The organism is Williamsia serinedens, from assembly GCF_024171725.1.
In the GTDB taxonomy this organism is placed as follows: domain Bacteria; phylum Actinomycetota; class Actinomycetes; order Mycobacteriales; family Mycobacteriaceae; genus Williamsia_A; species Williamsia_A serinedens.
Genome location: NZ_JAMTCG010000003.1, coordinates 490,763 through 508,544 on the forward strand (window position 1 = coordinate 490,763; position 17,782 = coordinate 508,544).

14 protein-coding genes are annotated in these 17,782 nt (G+C 68.8%); 6 read left to right on the plus strand and 8 right to left on the minus strand.

Translation table 11 applies throughout. The annotated features are described in order from the left end of the window. Nucleotides 1-68 precede the first annotated feature (68 nt). Nucleotides 69-2,492: an APC family permease gene (locus tag LX12_RS09690; protein WP_253654317.1), complete on the plus strand. Its 2,424-nt coding sequence runs from the start codon at nt 69-71 to the stop codon at nt 2,490-2,492. A 110-nt stretch (nt 2,493-2,602) separates the two neighbouring features. Here LX12_RS09690 and LX12_RS09695 read toward each other — a convergent pair whose 3' ends face one another. The 3 genes from LX12_RS09695 to LX12_RS09705 form a co-directional block, all read right to left on the minus strand. Beyond that, nucleotides 2,603-3,913 (minus strand): NAD(P)/FAD-dependent oxidoreductase, encoded by a 1,311-nt coding sequence (locus LX12_RS09695; protein ID WP_253654318.1) that lies wholly within the window; start codon nt 3,911-3,913, stop codon nt 2,603-2,605. A 14-nt stretch (nt 3,914-3,927) separates the two neighbouring features. Beyond that, nucleotides 3,928-4,431, minus strand: a complete 504-nt coding sequence (locus tag LX12_RS09700) for a DUF5994 family protein (RefSeq protein WP_253654319.1) — start codon at nt 4,429-4,431, stop codon at nt 3,928-3,930. 123 nt (nt 4,432-4,554) lie between these two features. Further along, nucleotides 4,555-5,523: an ADP-ribosylglycohydrolase family protein gene (locus tag LX12_RS09705; RefSeq protein WP_253654320.1), complete on the minus strand. Its 969-nt coding sequence runs from the start codon at nt 5,521-5,523 to the stop codon at nt 4,555-4,557. 60 nt (nt 5,524-5,583) lie between these two features. Here LX12_RS09705 and LX12_RS09710 point away from each other — a divergent pair, with 60 nt between their 5' ends. The 3 genes from LX12_RS09710 to LX12_RS09720 all read left to right on the plus strand — a co-directional run bounded on the left by LX12_RS09710 (nt 5,584) and on the right by LX12_RS09720 (nt 10,385). Further along, on the plus strand, nt 5,584-7,080 hold the full coding sequence (locus LX12_RS09710; RefSeq protein WP_253654321.1) for an APC family permease: 1,497 nt from the start codon (nt 5,584-5,586) through the stop codon (nt 7,078-7,080). Nucleotides 7,081-7,188: 108 nt separating this feature from the next. After that, complete coding sequence (locus LX12_RS09715; protein WP_372504973.1) at nt 7,189-8,445, plus strand: bifunctional glycosyltransferase family 2/GtrA family protein; 1,257 nt, start codon at nt 7,189-7,191, stop codon at nt 8,443-8,445. Further along, nucleotides 8,442-10,385, plus strand: coding sequence for a glycosyltransferase family 39 protein (locus LX12_RS09720; RefSeq protein ID WP_253654322.1), 1,944 nt, complete (start codon nt 8,442-8,444; stop codon nt 10,383-10,385). Before LX12_RS09715 ends, LX12_RS09720 begins: the two co-directional genes overlap by 4 nt. Before the next feature lie 51 nt (nt 10,386-10,436). Here LX12_RS09720 and LX12_RS09725 read toward each other — a convergent pair whose 3' ends face one another. Continuing rightward, nucleotides 10,437-11,867, minus strand: a complete 1,431-nt coding sequence (locus LX12_RS09725; protein WP_253654323.1) for a hypothetical protein — start codon at nt 11,865-11,867, stop codon at nt 10,437-10,439. A gap of 274 nt (nt 11,868-12,141) precedes the next feature. Next, on the minus strand, nt 12,142-13,611 hold the full coding sequence (locus tag LX12_RS09730) for a glycoside hydrolase family 183 protein (RefSeq protein WP_253654599.1): 1,470 nt from the start codon (nt 13,609-13,611) through the stop codon (nt 12,142-12,144). Between the two features lie 124 nt (nt 13,612-13,735). Here LX12_RS09730 and LX12_RS09735 point away from each other — a divergent pair, with 124 nt between their 5' ends. After that, entirely contained in the window at nt 13,736-13,942 is a 207-nt protein-coding gene (locus LX12_RS09735; protein WP_253654324.1) for a DUF2510 domain-containing protein, read from the plus strand. Nucleotides 13,943-13,952: 10 nt separating this feature from the next. Here the strand turns inward: LX12_RS09735 and LX12_RS09740 are convergent, their stop codons facing one another. Genes LX12_RS09740 through LX12_RS09750 form a run of 3 tightly spaced genes read right to left on the minus strand, consistent with a single transcriptional unit; the run spans nt 13,953 to nt 16,542 of the window. Continuing rightward, nucleotides 13,953-15,008 carry a substrate-binding domain-containing protein gene (locus tag LX12_RS09740; RefSeq protein ID WP_253654325.1) on the minus strand — a complete coding sequence of 352 codons (1,056 nt, stop codon included), beginning with the start codon at nt 15,006-15,008 and terminating at the stop codon, nt 13,953-13,955. A 53-nt stretch (nt 15,009-15,061) separates the two neighbouring features. Further along, the gene (locus LX12_RS09745) at nt 15,062-15,514 is read right to left on the minus strand and encodes a MarR family winged helix-turn-helix transcriptional regulator (protein ID WP_253654326.1); all 453 of its coding nucleotides are present in this window, start codon (nt 15,512-15,514) and stop codon (nt 15,062-15,064) included. Continuing rightward, complete coding sequence (locus LX12_RS09750; RefSeq protein ID WP_253654327.1) at nt 15,511-16,542, minus strand: AAA family ATPase; 1,032 nt, start codon at nt 16,540-16,542, stop codon at nt 15,511-15,513. Before LX12_RS09750 ends, LX12_RS09745 begins: the two co-directional genes overlap by 4 nt. A gap of 147 nt (nt 16,543-16,689) precedes the next feature. Between LX12_RS09750 and LX12_RS09755 the strand changes: the two genes are divergently transcribed. Continuing rightward, the gene (locus LX12_RS09755) at nt 16,690-17,727 is read left to right on the plus strand and encodes an aliphatic amidase (RefSeq protein WP_253654328.1); all 1,038 of its coding nucleotides are present in this window, start codon (nt 16,690-16,692) and stop codon (nt 17,725-17,727) included. Nucleotides 17,728-17,782: the final 55 nt, after the last annotated feature.

Below are 17,782 nucleotides of genomic sequence, written 5' to 3' on the forward strand. Positions count from 1 at the left end.
ACTGCCCGTACGCCGCCGGTCCCGGCTGCGTAATGTCACCGCGGTCGAGCACTTCCGAGAGGGTCGTCATGTCGCAGCAACCCGGGTCGCGATCCCGCCGCGCCGTCGACGTCCAGCTGTCGCGGGACGTGCCCGAGTCACTGGGCTACGGGTTCAAACGTCTGGTCCTCGGCAAGCCGATGATCACCGACCAACTCCGCAACGAGCGGCTGACCAACCCGGTCGCGCTCGGTGTCCTCGCACCCGACGCCATCTCGTCGACGGCGTACGGCAGCGAGCTGATCCTCGTCGAACTGCTCCCCTACGCCGGCCTCGCCGCGTTCTCGCTGCTGCTCCCCATCACCGGTGTCATCCTCGCGATCCTCGTGCTCGTCGCCGCGTCCTACCGCCAGGTCGTGATGGCCTACACGCGCGCCGGCGGCTCGTATGTGGTCGCGCGGGAGAACTTCGGCCCGCGGGTCGCGCAGATCGCCGCGGCCGCCCTGCTCATCGACTACGTCGTGACCGTGGCCGTCCAGGCCGCCGCCGGGACCGTGGCCGTGGTGTCGGCGGTGAAGGTGCTCGGGCCCTACAGCCTCGAGATCACCGTCGCCGTCGTGTTGCTCATGTGCCTGATGAACCTGCGCGGGCTGCGCGAGGCGGGCCGACCCTTCGCGGTGCCCACCTACTTCTTCACCGGCATGGTCCTGCTGCTCATCGTCGTGGGCCTGGTGAAGGACTTCACGACGGGCCTGCCGCGGTACATCCCGTCGGAGCTGCCCGGCACCGTCGAGGTCCACCAGGGCGGCGGGTTGATCGCCGGGGCGACGATCCTCGTGCTGCTGCGCGCCTTCGCCAACGGCGGCTCGTCGTTGACCGGTGTCGAGGCCATCAGCAACACCGTGGGCTCGTTCCGGAAGCCGGAGGGCGGCAACGCCCGACGGGTCCTCACGGTGATGGCGACGATCCTGTTCGTCCTCCTCAGCGGCGTCGCCTGGCTGGCGCACGAGACGCACGCGACGCCGTACGTCGACGGCTACCCGTCGGTGCTCAGCGAGATCGCCCGTGCCGTCTTCGGGTCGGGCGCGGTCGGCACCACGCTGTACGTGCTGCTGCAGATCGCGACCGCGGCGATCCTGTTCACCGGCGCCAACACCAGCTTCAACGGCTTCCCGGCGCTGGCCAACTTCGTCGCCGCCGACCGGTTCCTGCCCCGCCAGCTCGGCAAGCGCGGACATCGACTGGTCTTCTCCAACGGCATCATCGTGCTCACCGTGCTCGCGGTGGTGCTGCTGCTGGTGACCGGCGGCTCGGTCAACGCGCTGATCCCCTTCTACGCGATCGGCGTGTTCACAGGGTTCGCGATGGCCGGGTTCGGCATGACCAAACACCATCTGACACACAAGGAGTCGGGCTGGCGTCACCGCCTGGCCATCAACCTGAGCGCGGGCGTCCTCTCGGCGATCGTCGTCGCGATCTTCGCGGTCGCCAAGTTCACCGAGGGCGCCTGGCTCGTCGTCGTGGTGTTCCCGCTGCTGGTGTTCATCCTCATCCGGCTCAACCGCGAGTACCGCGCCGAGGCCGCGATCCTCGAGGAGTTCCGGACCAACCGCCCCGAGCAGGTCAACTACGCGCGCCACACCGCGTTCGTCCTCGTCAACTCCGTCGACCTCGCCGTCCTCGAGGCACTGCGGTACGGGCACGGTCTGCGCGCGGACGAGCTCACCGCGGTGCACCTCGTCGTCGACGCGGCGCAGGCCCGCAAGCTGCGCGAGCGGTGGGAGCACTTCGGCGTGCGGACACCGCTGAAGATCATCGACTGCCCCGACCGCCGCATCACCCGCGGCGTCCAGCGACTGGTCGTCGAGGCGCTGTCGGCCGCGCCGCGCACCCACGTCACCGTGCTGCTCCCCCGGCGCACCTACGCGCCGCTGCTGGGGCGTCTCCTGCACGACCGCAGCGCGGACAAGATCTCCCGCGCCGTCAGCGAGATCCCCCACGCCGCGGCCACGATCATCCCGTTCGACGTGCAGGCCGAGATCCGCAAGGCGTTCCCCGACCTCATGGAGGAGCGGCTGGCCCGCCGAGTCGAGTCGTTCCAGGCGCGTCTGGCCGAGGAGGCCGACCGCGACATCGCCGACCACGACGCGCCCGAGAGCTCGTCGTCGGTGCTGGCGATCAGCGGCCTCATCCCGGGTCACCGCGGGACCATCGAGGGCCGCGTCCGCGACACGTTCGACCGCGTCATCGACGACGACGAGGTGCACATCGTCGAGGTCACCGACGACAGCGGGTTGATGCGGCTGCGGTTCACCGGCAAGAACGGCAGCACGGGCAGCGACCTGGTCCCGGGGCAGCTCGTCCGCGCGGGTGGCAAGGCCCGTCAGGGCCGCAAGGGCACCGTCATCATCGACCCGACGTACGAGATCGTCAGCGAGAACGACGGCGACGAGGCGGCGGACAACTCCGCGAACTCACCCGGCAGCGCCGACGACTCCCCGACCGTGCAGTAGATCCCGCCCACCGTGCGGCAGATCCCGCCGACCGTGCCAAAACTGCCCGCCGACCGTGCCAAAAGTGTTCGTCGAGCGTGCCAAAAGTGTTCGTCGAGCGTGCCGATCCGTCAGGCGTAGGGCCGACGGGCCGTGTCGGGATCGCCGTAGGTGATGGCACGTTCGCCGCGGCTGCCGCCGATGATCGTCGTCGCCCAGCTCGCGAGCGTCCACGCACGGTTGCGTGTCCCCGCGAGGAAGGTGATGTGGATCCCGCCCCACCCGAGCCAGCCGAGGAACCCCGACAGCCGGATCGGCCCCGACTCCAGCAGCGCGTGGTACCGGGCGATGTAGGCGGCGGTGCCGAGATCGCGGTACTTGAATGGGGTGCGCGGGTTCGACTTGCCCTCGACGACCCGCGCGATGTTGCCCGCAGCATGGAAGCCCGACTGCATCGCGACCTCGGCGACGCCGGGAAGCTGCTCCAGGCTCATCACGTCGCCGACGACGGAGATGGTCGGGTGGCCGGCGATCGTCAGGTCGGGCTGGACCGGGATCGTCCCGCCGCGGCCCTGCGTCACGCCGGTGGCCTCGGCGAGTGCGTGCGCGAACGGAACGGCCTCGACACCAGCCGTCCACAGGATGGTGTGGGCGTCGATCTGCTCGGTGGCCTTGGTCTTCTTGTCGGTGGTGACGACGTAATCGCTGCACACGTCGGTGACGTGACGACCCAGCAGCGTGCGCACACCGATGCGGTCGAGGATCTTCTGCGCTTTCCCCGACAGTTTCGGGTGGAACGACTCCAACACCCGCTCGCCGCCGTGGACGAGGATGACGTCGGCCTCGGTCGGGTCGATGGTGTCGAACTCCTTCGACAGGGCGCGGGTGGCCATCTCGCGGATCTGCCCGGCGAGCTCGACGCCGGTCGGCCCGCCGCCACTGACGACGAACGTCAGCCACGGCTTGCGCAGGTCGGCGGTCGGGAGGGTCTCGGCGATCTCGAACGACGAGATGATCTTGCGACGGATGGCCAGTGCGTCGTCGACGGTCTTCATCCCCGGCGCGTACATCGCGAACTGCTCGTTGCCGTGGTAGCTCTGCCGCATCCCTGCCGCGACGATGAGGTGGTCGTAGTCGACCTCGAACGTCGAGCCGTCGAAGCGGGTCGCGGTCACGACGCGCTTCTCGGCGTCGATCCCCGACGCCTCGCCGAGCAGCACCGACAGATTCTTGTTGCGCCGCAACAGGTGTCGCAGCGGGCTCGCGATCTCCCCCTCCGACAGCAGGCCGGTCGCGCACTGGTAGAGCAGCGGCTGGAAGACATGCGACGTCCCGCGATCGAGCAGGGTCACGCGCACGTCGGCGCGCTTGAGCCGACGCGCGGCGTACACACCGCCGAAGCCGCCACCGATGATCAGGACATGGGGTCGCGAGTCGGCCATGGCCCAATACTGCCCTACCGTCGCTGTGGCCGATCACCGTCCGGGGCGTCGTCTGCGCGGCCCGGTTCAGTTCTGGATGGCCCGAGCAGAGCGGTCATGTCGTCGACGGTGACGACCGAGCCGTCCGCCGAGCACTGCTCGAGGATGTCCGCAGCGATGTCCGCGGCGGTCTCCGGCGGGATCACCATCATGGTCATGGCGTCGGTGTCCTTGACGGCGCGGATCTTGACCAGATGCGACGGCCAGAAGCGGTAGCCGTCGAGGCGGATGACCGTGCCGGCGTGCTGCATGCGCGCGTGCGGGCAGTTCCAGTCGTCGGCGTGGAACACCACCCGTCCGACGGCGATGACACGATCCCCGAGCGCCGGAAGCAGCAGGTCCACCTCGGCGGCGAGGTCGCGGGAGGACGGCCACCACGCTCCGTCGACCTGATCGCTGGGGGTGGGTCGACTCTTCAGTGCGACGCGGCCCGACACGCGCTCGACGACATCGGTTCTGGCGGGGGTGGACGGCGTCATGGCGACGATCCGATCTGCCCGGACGACACCGGGCGATGACGCACCGAGAATCACAGGACACCAGCTGGTGTCTCACTCGTCGGTACGTGTCGAGCCTACGCCGTGACCGGAACCCGCCCGACCTCAGGAGTGCCCGAGCGTGTTGACCGGGTCCTCCCCGAGGATCCGCAGAGCGGTTGCCCGCAGGTCGGTCGCGGTCCACCCCGGGTAGCCGTGGAGCATGTCGGTCCACCGTGACGGGATGCCCGACGTCCCGGCGCACGCACCCGCGAGTGCCCCGGCGATCGCGGCGGTGGTGTCGGTGTCGCCGCCGGCGCGGACGCAGTTCCCGATCGTCTCGACGACGTCGCCGTCGGCTGTGCAGATCGCCCACCACGCCGTCTGCAGCGCGTGAACCACCCAGCCGTTGTTCGAGAAGTCCGACGGCGCGCCGGACTCGGCCTCGTCGAGCAGGGGCTCCCAGAAGGACCGCACGTCGGCGTCACGCTCGGACAGATACTGCCGCAGCCCCGACCGGTCGCCGGAACGGATGCCTCGCGCGATCGCCACCGACCACAGCTCGCACGCCTGGCGCGCCTGCGGGTCGGAGTGTGTGAGGTCGCTGATGTCCCCGGCGGCCTGCGCGCACGCCGCGTCGTCGGACCGGACGAACGCGACGCCGACGGGGCCGGTCCGCATGAGCGACCCGTTGCCGCCCGTCCTGCCCGACAGCGAGGACCCGCGCGCCGTCATCGACGCCGCGGTGGTGTCGCGGTGGGTCAGCACCGACCGCGTCTGGGTCCCGATGTCGGCCGGGTGGGTGTCGTACCAGGCGATGAACGCCGCGGCGATCGCGTCGAGGTCGACCGCTCCCGGCGAGAGTCCCGCCGCCACGCCGGTCGCCATCGACGTGTCGTCGGTCCACTGTCCGGGCGCCCAGTCGAACGGGCCGCCACCGATCATGTCGACGACGACGTCCTGCGCCGGGTGGCTGAACTCGTAGCCCGCCCCGACCGCGTCCCCGACCGCGCTCCCCAGCAGGGCACCGACGGCTCGATCCCGCTGCTCCTCATCCAGCTGCATGGTCGCGATCATGCCCTGCGAGTCGGACATTTTCGCCCGGTTGGCGCGGTACACGTCGGCCAACCGGACATGCGCAGTAGCGTCAGGTCGGTGGGCATATTGCGGACGAAGAGCGTCGAGGCCATCAACCGCGACGTCGAGAGCGGTGCCGGCGACGGCGAGAGCAGAGGCCTGAAGAAATCCCTCACCACCCGCGACCTCGTCGGCTTCGGCGTCGGCATCGTGATCGGGACCGGCATCTTCACCCTCACCGGCATCCAGGCCAAGGAGAACGCCGGCCCGGCGGTGGTCATCTCGTTCCTCGTCGCCGGGATCGTGAGCATGCTCGCCGCGGTCTGTTACGCCGAACTCGCGTCGTCGGTCCCCACGGCGGGCAGCGCGTACACCTACGCCTACGCGACGCTCGGCGAGGTCTTCGCCTGGATCATCGGCTGGGATCTCGTCCTGGAGTTCGCACTCGGCGCCGCAGTCGTCGCCCGCAGCTGGTCGGGCTATCTCGCCGACCTCTTCGACCTGCCGAAGTCGCTCTTCACCGAGGACGCGACCGTGAACATCGGCGCGGTCGCGCTCGTCCTGGTGCTCGGCACGATCGCCGCCGTCGGCGTGAAGGAGTCCGCACGGGTCACGAACACCCTGGTGCTGGTGAAGGTGGCGATCTCGGTGTTCATCATCGTCGTCGGCGCGTTCTTCGTGACGAAGGCGAACCTGGTGCCGTTCGTCCCGAGATCGGAGCCCTCGACGGAGTCGGTGAGCACGTTGAAGCAGCCACTGCTGCAATGGATCGGCGGTTTCGAGCCGGCGACGTTCGGCGTCGCGGGGATCTTCACCGCGGCCGCGGTCGTGTTCTTCGCCTACACCGGGTTCGAGGCGGTCGCGAACCTCAGCGAGGAGACACGCAACCCGTCGCGCGACATCCCCCGCGCGCTGCTCATCGTCCTGGGCCTGTGCACGACGCTGTACGTGCTCGTCGCGTTCGTCGTGACCGGCATGCAGAAGTACACCGGCCTCGACGCGAGCGCCCCCATCGCGAAGGCGTTCGACGCCAACGACGCGAGTTGGGCCGGCACGCTCATCGCGATCGCGGCGGTCGCCGGTCTCACCTCGGTGACGCTGGTCGACATCATCGCCATGAGCCGTATCGGCTTCGCCCTCGGCCGCGACGGTCTCCTGCCGCAGGCGGTCGCGAAGTCGCACCCCCGGTTCGGGACGCCGTTCCGGTTCACCGTCGGGACGACGATCTTCGTCGCCGTCCTCGGCGGTCTGGTCCCCCTGGCCGATCTGTCCGAGATGGTGAGCATCGGAACGCTGTTCGCCTTCCTCGTCGTGTCCATCGCGGTTCCGGTGCTGCGGCGGACCAAGCCCGACCTGACGCGCCCCTTCCGGGTGCCCTTCTCCCCCGTCGTGCCGATCGTCTCCGCCCTGGCGTGCATCTACCTCATGACGAACCTCGTGGTGGAGACCTGGCTCCGGTTCCTCGTGTGGCTGCTGATCGGCCTGCTCATCTACGTCTTCTACGGACGACGGCACGCCCGCCTCGCCGGCGGCGACACGACACCGGCCACTGTGGCGGAGACCACCGCGGACTGACCTCGCGCGAGCGGTCTGCCCGGAGACGCGCACGTACACTCGGATCGTTAGCGGTACTCACTACCGCGGCAATTCCGACATCCGCTCCGGCACAGCGAGGCTCGCCGCATGACGACCCCACCGAAGGTCGACCGTCCCGGGATGGTCGTCGTCCTCGACCACACCGCACCGTCGCCGACGCTCGACATCGTCGTACCCGTGTACAACGAGGCGGCCGGCCTCGAGCGCTGCGTGCGCCGATTGGCATCCCATCTGCGGACGTCGGTGCCCTTCTCGGCCCGGATCACCATCGCGGACAACGCGAGCACCGACGGGACACTCGCCGTCGCGCGGTCCCTCGCCGAACGCATCGACGGTGTGCGCGCCGTCCACCTCGACGACAAGGGGCGCGGCCGAGCGCTGAACGCCACCTGGCGGGACAGCGACGCCGAGGTCGTCTGCTACATGGACGTCGACCTCTCGACCGACCTCAACGCGCTCGTGCCCCTGGTCGCACCGCTGCTGTCGGGTCACTCCGACATCGCAATCGGCTCGCGACTGTCGCACTCGTCACGCGTCGTGCGGGGCGCCAAGCGCGAGATCATCTCCCGCAGTTACAACCTGATCCTCCGCACCGCACTGCGGACCCACTTCCGCGACGCCCAATGCGGTTTCAAGGCGATGCGGGCCGACGTCGCCCGACGCCTGCTCCCGCTCGTCGCCGACACCGGGTGGTTCTTCGACACCGAGGTGCTGGTCCTGGCCGAGCGCGTCGGCCTCCGCATCGCGGAGATCCCGGTCGACTGGGTCGACGACCCCGACTCGAAGGTCGACATCGTCCGCACCGCCACCGACGACCTCCGGGGGTGCTGGCGGGTCGCGCGGGCCATCAGCCGCGGCGACCTGCCCATCGCGGAACTGCGGCGGACGATCGGACGCGACCGCCTCGACGAGCCCGAGGTCACCGGCGTCCCGCGCGGGATGATCGGGCACCTGGTGCGATTCGGGATCATCGGTGTCGCCTCGACGATCGGCTTCGCCGTGCTGTACCTGCTGCTCCATCCCGTCGTCGGCGCGCAGCCGGCGAACTTCCTCGCCCTCCTCGTCACGGCGGTGCTGAACACGTGGGCCAACCGCGCCTTCACCTTCGGTGTGCGAGGCCGCGACGGAGCGGCCGGCCACCACGTGCAGGGCATCGCGATCTTCCTCGTGGGATGGGCCATCTCCGCCGGCGCGCTCTACGTCCTGCACGTCGATTTCCCGCACGCCGACAAGCACGTCGACCTCACCGTGCTCATCGTCGCCAACCTCGTCGCGACGGTGATCCGCTTCGTCGCGCTGCGATGGGTGTTCCGCAAGCACCTCACGACAGGGGCCTCCGCATGACCGCCGTCCTCGACCGTCCCACGCGGCGAACGGATCCCGCACCGGAGGACCCCTCGCGTGCCCACGCACTCGGCCTGGCGCTGCTGCTCGTCGGAACCGGGGTGCTGTACCTCTGGGATCTGTCGATCAACCGGTACGCCAACGACTTCTACACCGCCGCGATCCAGGCGGGCTCGCAGAGCTGGAAGGCGTGGTTCTTCGGCTCGTCCGACGCCGCGAACTCGATCACCGTCGACAAACCGCCGCTGTCGCTGTGGATCCCCGGTCTCGCGGTCCGCCTGTTCGGGCTGAACTCGTGGGCCGTGCTCGTCCCCCAGGCGCTCATGGGCGTCGCGACCGTGGCGATCGTGTACGCGATCGGGCGGCGGCTCGCGGGTCCGTCGGCCGGGCTGCTCGCGGGCCTCGTCATGGCCGTGACACCGGTGATGGTCGTCGTGTCCCGCTTCGACAACCCCGACGCGCTGCTCGTCCTGCTGCTCACCGCGGCGGCGTGGGCGACGGTGCGCATCCTCGACGACGGTCGCCTGCGCTGGGCGGTGCTCGCAGGCGGGCTGCTCGGTCTCGCGTTCCTCACCAAGCAGTTGCAGGCTCTGGTCGTGGTCCCGGCGATGGCGATCGCCTTCCTCGTGTTCGCGGCGGCACCGGTCCGGCGGAGGATCCTCACGCTGGTGGCCGCGCTCGGGGCGCTCGTCGTCGGTGCGGGCTGGTGGGTGCTGGCGGTCGAGGTGTGGCCCGCATCGTCGCGCCCGTACATCGGCGGAACGCAACACAACTCGATCATCGAGCTCACCGTCGGGTACAACGGCCTCGGGCGCGTCACCGGGGACGAGTCGAGCGGGATCGGTGGGGCACCGGGTGGCGGCGCCGGCCACTTCTCGGCGATGTTCGGTGGTCACACCGGCCCGCTGCGCATGTTCTCCCCCGCCGTCGGCGGTCAGGTCGCCTGGCTCATCCCTGCCGCGCTCATCCTGGGCGTCCTCGCGATCGTGCTGCGCGGTCGTGCGTCCCGCACCGGCCCGGAGCGTGCCTCGCTCGTGTTCGCCGGGCTGTGGCTCGTGACCACCGCGGCGCTGCTGAGCTCCATGGCGGGGATCTTCCACCCGTATTACACGCTTGCCTTCGCGCCGCCGATCGCGATCCTCGTCGGGGTGGGCTCGATTCGCGGGTGGCAGGCGCGTCGGCGTCCCTGGGTGCGAGCGACGCTCATCGCGACGGTGGTCGTCACCGCGGTGGTCGCGGTCGTCTTCCTGCGTCGGACACCGCAGTTCGCCGGCTGGCTCTCCTGGGCGATCGTGATCGCCGCCGCGCTCGCCGTCCTCGCGGTGCTCGTCGACGTCCTCCGGCCGACCCGACTCGTCGCGGTCGCCGGCCTTTCCACCGTCCTCGTCGTCGCCCTGGCCGGGCCGGTCGCCTACAGCCTCGACACCGTGGCCACGCCCCGGGTCGGTGGGCTCGTCAGCGCCGGCCCTCGCGTCGGATCAGGATTCGGGTTCGACCCGACCGAAGGTCGCACCGGGACAGCGCGGTCGCAGGCGTTCCCGATCCCCGGCGGCCAGGCCGCGCTGCAGGCAGCGCGCCGCGCGTTCACCGGAGAGGCGCCACCGCGGGCGGTCGTGGATCTCCTGGGCCAGGACGCCGGCCGCCATCGCTGGGTCGCCGCGTCGGTGAGCTCGCTGTCGGCCGCCGGGTATCAGCTGGCGACAGGCCGTCCCGTGATGCCGGTCGGCGGGTTCGCGGGCAGCGACCCGTCGCCCACGCTCGCGCAGTTCCAGGCAGACGTCGCCGCAGGGCGCATCCACTGGTTCATCGGCGGGTTCGCCGGCTTCGGCGGCCGCGCCGCCGACCGACCGTCGACCCAGATCACCCAGTGGGTGACAACGCATTTCACCCCACGCACCGTCGACGGCGTGACGCTCTACGACCTGACTGGACGCAGATGAACGCGACGACCGACTTCGGTGCTTCTGCGTTTTTCCCAAGTACAGTCGCGGTCAGACGGGGTTTGCGGTCGGCTGATCAGGCTGGCGGAATAAGGTTTCCTGCGCCGGACTCCCAATCGAGACGGGCTGCCCGTATGACTGGAACGCCGCGACTTCCACGCCGTACTGTTCGAACAGCGCACCCACCCGAACGACATCGGCCGTCGTGACTGGGCCTCTGATAGCCGCGTCGTCCGCGCCGGACGCTGCGATCACTCCTGCTTCGAGGCCACACCCGAATTCGCTTGCGGGACCGAAAAGCCCCGCTCCGTCCCCGTAATTGTAGGGAACGCCCTGGGTCATAGAGCCATCGCGAGTGAGGAAGCTGTCTCGAGAGCCATCGCTTCCGACTACCCACACGAGCACACCGTTTCGGGCTTCCACCTGGTGTCGGTGGAACGAGCCCGGTTGACTGTCGTCGACAATGACTTTGTTGGCCAAGTCGATGGGCATGTCGTCATCGGCTTCGATGACGTCGAGGTCTACGTAACCCGTGATTGCAGAGATCGTCACCGCGCAACGCTCAAGAACGCTTCTCACCGATTCACGAACGCATACGCGGCTACCGAGGCGAGCACGCAACCGCGCCGTCCTGTCGGCTCGTACGTCGAACACATTGAGACGGACCTTCGGGTTCGTCGACAATAGGTATTCGCATGTTGCGCCACCGATCGACCCGCCGGCGCCCAGAACCCCGATCTCGTTCTCGGGATATCCGAAGTCCTTGGTTAGACGATTCACCGTCTCACAGACAAGGAACACCGTGCCGCCGTGTCCGGTTGTCGTGACTCTGTTTTCGCTGTTCGCGAAATCTTTCAGAGTGGCTCCGAACCGGGTTATCTGCGGGAGCAGCGCACCGAGCCCGATCACGCGAGCGCCCAGACGATGAGCAAACGCTATGGAAGACGAAAGGTTTTGGTCCGCGACTGTCTGAGCGGCGCTTGGCGACAGATGCATCATCATGTCCGCATACAGAGGAGCGATCATGACGGCACCTCTTCGTATCCGATCATTACTCGCCGTATAGGTGTCAACCAGTAAAGGGGGTAGGCCGATTTGCGCCCTCATGCGAATCCACGGCGACACCGAAAACCCAGGGATTGCCAGCGGCACATGGTATCGAGACTCGCTCGCATACTCGTCCGCGTCGAAACTGCTCGCCCGTCGTGTCACCAAGAAGACACGCTCCAGATCGGCAGGGCTCGACGACTCGTAAGCGTCAAATGTGTTATGGTAGAAACGAATAGATGCCTCGTGCGCAAGGCGAACAAGCGGCGGGTTCGCATCCGTCTCAGCAAGAATCGCCGCAGCTAGTTCATCGACCCTTCGAAGCGATTGCTCACGTGAGAATGCCGAGTAATCAGGCACGCCGTCCCACAGGTCGCTCCCGGACTGCAGACAGAGCTGAACATTTCGACACTGCTCGTCCATCGCCGTCGTCATACGGCCGGCACCTCGGCGGGAGCTGGGGTCGGCCGTGCGGTCTGGGTGGAGCTCGCGCGTCTGATCCGTCCCGCCGTCATCAGGCCAGACAAATGCCACACCGCAGCAAACGGCACCGAGATGAGGCCGTACAACACGCGGTCGCGAATCTGTTGTCGCATAGCATGGAGTATTAGGGCGGAGACGAAGGGTTCAGAAGCCTCTGTTCACATGACAGGCCACACCTTCGCCGTGAACAAACTTGGGCGGGACTCCTACGCTCGTTCCTGGCGCATCAGTTCGTGCGGATGTGCATGAGGTCGACGTTGTAGGACGTGTACGTCGTCGCCGTGAAGTAGAGATCCTTGTCCGTCGACCAGGGGTGCATGAACCCGCCGTAGAGCTGCGGGTACTGCGCCGACGACATCAGCAGGGTCGGCTCCGACCACAGGCCCTGCGGCGACTTCGACTGCCGCAGCACGATCCCGCCGCGCAGGACGTCGAGATAGGTGGCCTGCCACAGCTGCGCGGCGGCGTCGTACCGGACCGACAGCTCGCCGGTGGGCCCGCCGAACAGCGGCGTCGCCTGGTCGCCGTTGGCGGTCGGCCGCCAGGTTCCGTCGACCCAGTACTGGTAGGCGGTCTTGTTCAGCACGTCCGACGCCGGGACGCGGGCGAGCGCGGTGGTGCCGAGACGCCCGTTCGGGGTGCCGAACATGTAGACGTAGCCGTTCGCCGGGACCATCGACGAGACCTGGAACTTGGACTGGCCGAAGAAGTTGTCCCACCGCGCGTACTGCGAGTTGGTCCACGTCGACCCGCCGTCGTCCGACCACGCGAGACCGCCGTAGTTGGTGAACCACTGGCCGGGCAGCGTGAAGTTGTTGATCGACATGTAGCTCAGGTACTGCCGGTTGCCGACCGCGAAACCCGATGTGGGGATGACGGTCTGCTCCACGTAGTTGATCTTCCGGCTCGCGATCACCTCGGCAGCGTGGCAGCGGCTGTCCTGCACCATCGAGTCGATGCTCAGACCCTTGGCCAGGTTCTTGTTCGTCGAGAAGCCCAGGGTGTTCGACCGCCAGTCACCACCGTTGGCGCCCGGGGGCCGGAAGCCCTTGCCGAACGTGTCACCGAAGGCCACGGCGACCTTGTCCGGCGTCGCCTGCCACATGATCCCGAGGTCGGTGCCGTTCACCTGGTAGCGCTTGTCGGTACGGCTCGTCGACCCGTGGCCCGTCACCTGAGCGACGTAGGACAGTCCGCCCGCGCGGGGATTGCCCGGCTTCGCGGTGACGGCACCCCGCTCGGCCGCGGGGTTCTGCAGCGGCGGACGCGCCTGCGGGGCCGGCGGCGTCCCGCCCGGGACCGGCACCGGGATGGTCGCGATCGGGCGCGGGGTGAAGGTGATCTTCGGGACGGCGATCGAGCCGGATCCGGAGCCGACGGACGCCGCGGGCGGCGGCGGATCGGTGATGTCCGGGCACGGGTCCTTACAGGGGTCCTTCGGCGCGGGCGGCGACGGGATCCGCCTGCGGGAGTTCTGCGGACCGAACTGCGGGACTGGCTTGAATTGCAGGTACGGGAGACCGAAGTCGATGCGCGGGGGCAGCGGGCTGCCCGGTCGCGGCGGCTGCGGGAGGTCGTTCACGCACCCCGAACTGGGGAGCACCGCGGCCGCCGCAGGCGCTGCGACCGCGGGCGCGGCGATCGCGAAAGGAACCAGAGCGGCCCCGGCCATGGCCGCGTACAGGGTTCGACGCATCACCGGTCTCGTCCTCTTCGTGCATCGGCAATTCAGACGGCTGAACCTAACACGGGTACAGGCGGTGCACGAGGGGACGATGAGACTCGAGTACATATAGCGGACAAACCGTCATACTCGACGGGTGCAGACCTGGCTGATCATCGTCATCGTCGTGATCGTGGTGTCCGTGCTGGTGGGAGCGATCCGCCCGGCGATCCGATTCGCCCGGTCGACCCCTCCTCCGACCCCCGAGGGCTGGTATCCCGATCTGCACGATCCGTCGATCGAGCGCTACCACGACGGCGAGGGATGGACAGAACAGACGCGTCCGAACCCCGAGGAGTCCTGACCGCCGACCCTCAGGCCACCGCACTCACCTGCGCCATCACGTCGAACTCCAGCGCATCGGCGGCGGCGACGTAGACGTCCTGGGCGAGGTGTCGGCCGTCGAAGACGACGTCGCCGCGGGGACTGACGTACCGGAAACCCTCGGCGGCAACACGATTGATCGCGAGCCCGTTTAGACAGCCTGCGCGGCGGGCCAGTTCGACGAGCAGTCGGATGCCCTCGTAACAGGACTCACCCGGCGACGTCAGGGGCGGCGCACTCGTCCCGAGCCTGCCGAAGTACCGTCCGCTCAACTCCAAGCCGTCCGGACTCGCCAGGTTCTCGAAGAACCCGGCCGTCGAGTACAGACCACGGGTCGCGCCGGCACCCGATGCGAGCAGCATGTTCTCGTCCATCAGCGGCCCCAGCCGCACGCACCGGTCGGCGAGTCCGCGCCGAGCGAACGCCCGGTTGAACGCGACCGCGTCCGAGCCGAGCAGCAGAACGAGCACGCCGTCGACCTCGGCGCGGTCGACGGCGTCGAGAACGGGACCGAACCGCGACGTGCCCAACGGGACGAAGGTCGTCGACGCCACCTCGAGGACACGGGATCGGCGTGCAGCCCGTCGCACACGCGCCTCGGTGCGTCGCGGCCAGATGTAGTCGCTCCCGACGACGGCCCACCGCCGGACACCGAGTTGCTCGCCGAGCCATCCCATCGCCGGTAGCACGTGACAGTCGGGGGTCTCCCCGGTGAGGAACACGCCCTCGGTGGACTCGCCGCCCTCGTAGGTCGCGGTGTAGACGTAGGGCACCGACGGCGTCCGTGCGGCGACCACCGCCTTCCGGACAGACGAGTTGTGCCAGCCGACCAGGGCGTCGACGGCGCCGTCGCGGCACAGAGCGGTGACCTTCCGGGCAACGACTTCCGGCGATGCGCCGCCGTCGACCACGGTGACCGCGATCGGCTCGCCGAGGAGTCCGTCGGCCTCGTTCAGTTCGTCGACCGCGACCTGGACCGCTGCAGCGCACGATGGCCCGAAGATCCCGGACGGCCCACTCTGCGGGATCACCACACCCACGCGCATCGCGTCACCGCCGTCTGTCGTCGAGAATCTCGCCCCAGGGTGGCACCGGCCGATTACGTCGACGTTTCGTCGACGAGAGCGCCTCTGGTCCCGTGGGCGAGATGGATCAGCCCGTCACCGAGGGCGAGGAACCGCGCTGATCCGATCTCGGCGGCGATCGTCGCGTCGACACGGCTCACCTCCTCGAGGGCCGGGGCGACCGTCGCTGCACCGTGGGCGCTCAGGAACACGACGACCCGCCGCTTGTCCGTGGGGTCGGCGCGTCGGTAGACCAGCGCCCGGTCGGCGAGGGTGTCGATCGCGCGGGTGGCCCCGGCCGGCGACAGCACGGACAGTCGCGCGAGGTCACTCATCGTGATCCCGGTGGTGGTGCTGAGCGTCACCAGGACGCGCCACTGATCGGCGGTCACGCCGAGGTCGTCGAGGATCGGCGCCATCCGCTCGTCGACGGCGCGGCTCGCGCGGGCGAGGAGCATCCCCAGCGGCGGGGTGTCGTCGCTGGTCACGATGCGCCGCCGCCCATGACGGCGACGGCGACCTCGCCGTCCACGACGTCGACGAGCAACCGCCGGGGCGGATCGCCGCGGGTGTCGGCGAGCACGGCGGCGATCGGCGCGACGAGGTGCACGCGCAGCGCGCGGTGCAGGGCGCGGACCCCGTAGCGGATGTCGAACGCCCGACGCAGCAGCTCGTCCCGTGCGGATTCGGTGACGACACAATCGATCCCGCGATCGGCCACGGTCGCGATCAGACGGTCGATCTCCCGGTCCACGACCGTGCGCGCCGTGCCCCGGTCGACGGAGTCGAACACGACGATCTCGTCGAACCGGTTGAGCAGTTCCGGGTCGAAGAAGGACCGCACGCGGTCGAGCACGACGTCGCGCGGACCGCGGCGGCGCACAGCCGCGGCCACGCGGCGCACCGACTGCCGTTGCAGGTCGTGGACCTCCCGCGAACCGAGATTGGACGTCAGGAGGACGATCGCGTTGCGGAAGTCGATGGTCGTCGTACCCGACGCGAGGCGCAGTCGTCCGGTGTCGAGGATCTGCAGCAGCGCACGCAGCACGGTGGGATGGGCCTTCTCGACCTCGTCGAAGAGGACGACGCCCGGGCGACTCGCGCTGCCCTCCACCGTGTCGCGGTCGAACAGGGAGAACTGCTCCTTGGAACCCGCGTAGCCGGGGGGCGCTCCCGACAGCGCCGCCGCGTAGTGCTCCTGGGCGAGCGAGTTCATGTCGATGCGGCACAGGCTGTCGACGTCGCCACGGACGTGCCGCGCGACCTGCCGGGCCAGCTCGGTCTTCCCGACACCGGTGGGTCCGACGAGCAGCAGGGATGCGATCGGACGGTAGGGGTCTCGCAGGCCGACGGCGGCGATGGTGAGCGCCCGGACGACCGCGTCGACGGCCTGCGGCTGGCCGACGATCGCCCCTCCCAGCCCGGTGCGGAGGTCCTCCGGTGACCGCAGGTCGCCGAGCCGGAACCCCGTCCCCGCGGACAGCTCCTGAAAGCGCTGCGTGGCGAAGCCGGACATGCTGCCTCCTCTCGTTCCAGATGAAAGTACACCCCGGGCCCGGTCGTCATGAGGTGTCAACCGGAATGCAACACGCTGGTCATCGCGGGACAGCTAGCGTGGGCATACGCTTCCGAATGGAAGCATCACATCCGATCAGGAGGCATCATGCGCCACGGAGACATCTCGTCCAGCCCCGACACCGTCGGCGTCGCGGTGGTCAACTACAAGATGCCGCGACTGCACACCCGCGACGAGGTGATCGCGAATGCGAAGAAGATCGCCGAGATGGTGGTCGGGATGAAGAGCGGCCTGCCGGGCATGGACCTCGTCGTGTTCCCGGAGTATTCGACGCAGGGCATCATGTACGACCCCGACGAGATGTATGCGACGGCGTCGGTGATCCCCGGCGACGAGACCGACATCTTCTCCGCCGCCTGCCGGCAGGCCAAGACGTGGGGCGTCTTCTCGATCACCGGTGAGCGGCACGAGGACCACCCGAACAAGCCGCCCTACAACACCCTCGTCCTCATCGACGACCAGGGCGAGATCCGGCAGAAGTACCGGAAGATCCTGCCGTGGACGCCGATCGAGGGCTGGTACCCGGGCGGACAGACCTACGTCACCGACGGGCCGAAGGGCCTGAAGATCTCGCTGATCATCTGCGACGACGGCAACTACCCCGAGATCTGGCGCGACTGCGCGATGAAGGGCGCCGAGCTCGTCGTCCGGCCGCAGGGCTACATGTACCCGGCCAAGGAGCAGCAGGTGCTGATGGCGAAAGCGATGGCGTGGGCGAACAACTGCTACGTCGCTGTCGCCAACGCGACCGGGTGGGACGGCGTCTACTCGTACTTCGGTCACAGCGCGATCATCGGGTTCGACGGGCGCACGCTCGGCGAGTGCGGCGAGGAGGAGTACGGCGTGCAATACGCTCAGCTGTCGCTCTCGACGATCCGCGACGCCCGGGCGAACGACCAGTCGCAGAACCACCTGTTCAAACTCCTCCACCGTGGCTACACCGGCGTGCTGGCCGGCGGCGACGGCGACAAGGGGATCGCGGAGTGCCCCTTCGACTTCTACCGGAACTGGGTCAACGACGCCGAGGCGACGCAGCGCGAGGTCGAGAAGATCACCCGCGAGACCATCGGTGTCGCCGACTGCCCCGTCGGTGACCTGCCGACCGAGAAGGTGATGGAGGCCTGAGACGCGACCGTGCCCGGCCGACGTCGCGGTCGACCGGGCACGGCGGGCAGTCCCC